Below are 4780 nucleotides of genomic sequence, written 5' to 3' on the forward strand. Positions count from 1 at the left end.
CCGCGCCAAAAGCCAGTTCCTCGCTAAAATGAGCCACGAACTGCGGACTCCCCTCAATGCCATTTTGGGATTTACTCAGTTGATGAATCGCAATGAGAAGATTCCCTCTGAGTTTCAAGAGGATTTAGGCATCATCAGCCGTAGTGGAAAACACTTGCTAACTTTGATCAACGATGTGCTGGAAATGTCCAAAATTGAAGCAGGTCAGTTGCAGTTAACGGAAAGCTGTTTTGATTTTCATCACCTAATCTATTCTATTAGGGATATGGTTGGCCTCAAAGCTTTAGAGAAAGGAATTGATCTGATCATAGAGCAGCATCCTAGTGTTCCTCGCTATGTATATGGTGACGAGTCAAAACTGCTCCAAATTCTGCTAAACCTATTAAGCAATGCGATCAAATTTACGACAAAAGGCAGTGTCACTCTGCGATTAGAAGCTTTGACTACGACAGTGGGCAGCATCAACTCACTTGATTCAATTTCTACACATAATTCCCAACCAATCATCACCCTTCACCTGGAAGTTGAAGACACTGGATGTGGTATCGCTCAGTCTGATATCGAGACTGTGTTTAAACCCTTCACGCAAACAGAACTAGGTCGCCATGCTCAAGGTACAGGCTTAGGCTTATCAATTAGCCGTCAGTTTGCCCGTTTAATGGGTGGTGATATTACAGTGCGAAGTATCCTGAATCAGGAGTCAATCTTCATTTGTGAGATTTTACTGAGTCTGGTAAACTCAGTAGATATCATCGCGTCGGAAACGACTTGCACTGTTATCGGTCTAGAACCGGGACAGCCCAATTATCGGATTCTGGTGGCGGAAGACTTGAGAGAAAATCGCCAGTTGCTCGTCAGGCTATTGGAATCAGTTGGCTTTGAGGTCTATGCAACCGAGAACGGAAGAGAAGCGATCGCTCTGTGGTCAGAATGGCATCCCCACCTGATTTTAATGGACATTCAAATGCCCGTGATGGATGGCTACGAAACTACCCGGCAAATTCGAGGAAGTAAGAAAGGTAAAGATGTGGTAATTATTGCGCTGACAGCCCATGCCTTTGAGGAAGACTACACCACCAGCACTCAGGTAGGCTGCAACGACCACATCACCAAACCATTTCTAGAAAGTGTCCTATTTGATAAAATCGCACACTACTTGGGAGTCCGCTACCGCTACCGCGAAGAAGCTGTACCGAGGTTAGATCACCAAGCTTTATCTCAAAAATCCCTAACCGCCCAAGATTTACAAGTAATGTCGCCAGAGTGGATTATTCAGGTGCATCAAGCAACTCTGGATCTCAACGATACCGAACTCTACAACCTCATTGCTCAAATCCCTAATGAAGAGCAAGTTCTTGCCAATGCTCTAAAATATCTAGTCGATAACTTTCAGTTGGAGGCGATCGCAACTCTAAGCCAAACTCACGAAAAAGACTATGGCTAATTTTATTAAATCCCCTTCGGAAACTAATATCCTCATCGTGGACGATACCCCCGACAATCTACGGTTGTTAATCAAAATATTAGAATCCCAGGGTTATATTATCCGTAAATCTCTGAATGGGAGAATGGCATTACAAGCTGCTTATCGACATCCACCAGATTTAATTCTGCTTGACATATTTATGCCTGAAATGAATGGCTTTGAGGTTTGTCAAGAGTTGAGATCATCAAAAATAACAGAGCAAATTCCCATTATTTTTATTAGTATCCTTGATCAAATAAATGATAAAGTGCAGGGATTTGAAGTGGGTGGACAAGACTATATCACCAAGCCTTTTGAAGAACTTGAAGTGCTAATGCGAGTCAAAAACCAACTACTCATCAAACAGCAATACCAACAACTTGTTGAACAAAATCAACGTCTAGAGCATGAAATTCAGAAACGCCTGAAGGCTGAAGCAGAGGTAATACAGCTATCCCTAACTGATGAGTTGACAGGACTACATAATCGACGTGGTTTCTTTTTGTTGGGAAATCAGCAATTCAAAATTGCCCAACGCACACAAATGTTCTGCTGTGTTTTGTTTGTTGATGTAGATGGTTTAAAGCAGATTAATGACTCTCTAGGGCATAAAATAGGAGACAGAATGCTCGTTGACACAGCCCAATTACTAAAGCAAACCTTCCGTGATTCGGATATTATTGCCCGTATAGGGGGAGATGAGTTTGTAATCTTAGTTTCTGTCGAGTCCAGGAATACAGATGAATTTTATCTTCGATTGCAAGCAAATATTGATCGCTATAATCAAGAGCATAATTACTCGTATCAACTATCTGTCAGTGTTGGTGTGACACAATGCGCTTTAAATCAAAACGTTTCACTAGAACAATTGATAGAAGAGGCTGACAGGCTAATGTATGAGCAGAAACGCGCTAAACGCCTCGTAGATCAAACGTAAGAATTCAGCACCCAGGAGTCAGGAGTCAGAATTTATAAGGAATCTAAAATAATTAGTATATTTATTCATAAAATGTTCTGATGATTCTTCAACTATTCTGACTCCTGAATTCTTAAGATCAAACCAACAAAGCAATGCAATCTTGCGAGGTCAAAGAAAAAACAAGCGATGCTGATAATAATGCTGAAAACACTGGAGAAACAGGGTAGACATTGCCTCTCGGTACTGCTTTCATTTCACATTCACAATAATTCAGATAAGATCGATATATTTAAGGTAAATAATTTTCATCTAATAATTGAACAAGAGTATAAGGACACTTTTCTAGAAAAATAGTTAAATCGGTTTTTATTTTTACAAAATCAACCGCACTTTGATAAATATTCTCTAAATCATCCTGTAACTTGTTTGTTAAATTCGTCGTTAAATGATTATTTAAGTCATATCTAAAGGTTTTAAGTTCTCCAATCCAATGACGATAGTTTCTTTCATATTCTACCTGCCAATATTGGAGTAATAGTATATGAATAATAATTTGCCTTAAAAGACTTTTTGCTTTAGCTAAATCTCTTTTCCCCAAACTGATTAATTCGTCAATTAAATTTTCTAAGTCAAGTTTCTTAAACTGTTTTTCTTTTAATAATTCAATAGTTTCTTCTAACCATAAATTTTCATCGGTTTCATAGAGTTGTTTTAAGTTGGTAGTAATTGTCATATTTTTACCTTCTACCTACATTCCATAATTTAATCATATACGATTATAAATTTATAGATCCAACCCACCAAAATAAATATAGAGAGGGTGTTTGAAACTAAGTAGGTAGAGATAATTAAATATAAAATAAACTCTTAGTTTGTAGTGAGCGATTTATCGCTCAGAGCAAGGATTCTCAGGACTAAAGTCCTGACCCTTCGGGTTCGTTAGTCGCTCATGGGGGAAACCCCCAAGACCGCGCTAACTCACTACAAACTTTAATTTATATTGAGTCAGAGTTATACTCTTAATCAGCAAAGCTTAAAAATCTACGCCTCTTTTCAGTTCTACACCTTGGTTAGCATAGTGTTTGTGACAATAAACCTCTGAGTGAACGCTAGCCAAATCGAAGTAGGCTGGTGGATTTTGACAACGACCAGTGATAATAATTTCAGTATCGCGGGGTTTGCGGAGTAAAGCTTGGACAATGGGTTCAACGGGGAGTAACTCTAAGTCAACGGTGGGATTGAGTTCATCGAGAATAATAGTTTTATACAATCCAGAAGCGATCGCAACTTTTGCAATTTCCCAACCTCGTTCGGCTTCGACATAATCTAATTCTTGTCGGGAATTTCGCCAGACGATCGCATCTCCACCACAACGTTGATGATCTACCACTTCTGGATATGACTGCTGCAAAGCGGCGATCGCTGCGTCTTCTGTGTAGCCACTACCACCTTTGAGCCACTGCATAATTAATACACGGGTAGAACCTGGATGATTAATTCCCCTCCCAATGGCCTGTAAGGCTTTGCCCAAAGCACTAGTAGACTTACCTTTACCAGCACCAGTATAAATCTCAATGCCTTCCAGGAAGAGGGCTTTGGCTGTTGGGTGGTGATGAGGTTTCATTTCTGAGTGCAAATCTGCAATATCGAGCAACTTTTGGGGTGCGGCGCGTCCGGTGGCGATGATTTCCAACTCTTGAGGTTTGGATTTTAATGTCCGTACCACTTCATCCACTGGTAGCAAACCTAAATCCAAAACTGGGTTAATTTCATCCAAGACGACAACTGAATATAAACCACTAGCGATCGCACCTTTGGCGACATCCCAACCCCGCATTGCTTCATCTCGGTCAAAGGTAGTAATTTCGTCGTGGCCAAAAAATTCTGCTCTCCCGGTGCGAACCTGATCGATTAAATGGGGAAATCCGCGCTGCAAAGCTGCGATCGCGCCATCTTCGTCATAATCGCGTTCCGGCCCTTTTAAAAACCGCAGCAGCAAAACGCGATTAGAATTGCTAGGCGTATTTATTCCCAAGCCAATGGAGCGCAAAACCACCCCCAAAGCCGCTTGGGACTTACCTTTACCTACGCCATCGTAGACGTGAATTTGACCAATCAGCCGTTCTTGACGCACTTGCGCCGTGCGAATACCAATACCGTTCCTTGTCATCTCTTGAAAAGCTATAACTATGGCAGTCTTTAATCTTACCTAACGTCTTGTACTCTCAGATAGAGAAACTGCGCCTCTAACGCCTCTGTACAAGGGTCAGTTCGATCTATTAACAATTCAATAGAGGAATACTGGCACACCCGCATAGTAAAGGACAAGAACAATGGGATAATTTCCCCCATCACCCTTACTATCCCAGTTATACTCACTACAGTTAACCCTTACC

The 4780-nt window shown here is 40.9% G+C and carries 4 protein-coding genes; 2 read left to right on the forward strand and 2 right to left on the reverse strand.

Annotated features, from left to right (window positions below):
- Nucleotides 1-1444: response regulator (locus HWQ37_RS32655; protein WP_292755270.1), on the forward strand; the 1444-nt coding region annotated here is incomplete at its 5' end.
- Entirely contained in the window at nt 1437-2402 is a 966-nt protein-coding gene (locus HWQ37_RS32660) for a diguanylate cyclase (protein ID WP_292755272.1), read from the forward strand. The genes HWQ37_RS32655 and HWQ37_RS32660, both read left to right, overlap by 8 nt.
- Before the next feature lie 271 nt (nt 2403-2673).
- Here HWQ37_RS32660 and HWQ37_RS32665 read toward each other — a convergent pair whose 3' ends face one another.
- Together HWQ37_RS32665 and HWQ37_RS32670 are read right to left on the reverse strand one after the other, a co-directional pair.
- Nucleotides 2674-3117, reverse strand: coding sequence for a DUF29 domain-containing protein (locus HWQ37_RS32665; RefSeq protein WP_292755274.1), 444 nt, complete (start codon nt 3115-3117; stop codon nt 2674-2676).
- Nucleotides 3118-3417: 300 nt separating this feature from the next.
- On the reverse strand, nt 3418-4554 hold the full coding sequence (locus tag HWQ37_RS32670) for a cob(I)yrinic acid a,c-diamide adenosyltransferase (protein ID WP_292755276.1): 1137 nt from the start codon (nt 4552-4554) through the stop codon (nt 3418-3420).
- Between the last annotated feature and the right edge of the window lie 226 nt (nt 4555-4780).

Source organism: Nostoc sp. NMS4, from assembly GCF_017115095.1.
GTDB lineage: Bacteria > Cyanobacteriota > Cyanobacteriia > Cyanobacteriales > Nostocaceae > Nostoc.

Coding starts and splice junctions, on each gene's coding strand:
- HWQ37_RS32665 (WP_292755274.1), bottom strand. CDS start 3,117: ATGACAATTACTACCAACTTAAAACAACTCTATGAAACCGATGAAAAT.
- HWQ37_RS32670 (WP_292755276.1), bottom strand. CDS start 4,554: ATGACAAGGAACGGTATTGGTATTCGCACGGCGCAAGTGCGTCAAGAA.
- HWQ37_RS32660 (WP_292755272.1), top strand. CDS start 1,437: ATGGCTAATTTTATTAAATCCCCTTCGGAAACTAATATCCTCATCGTG.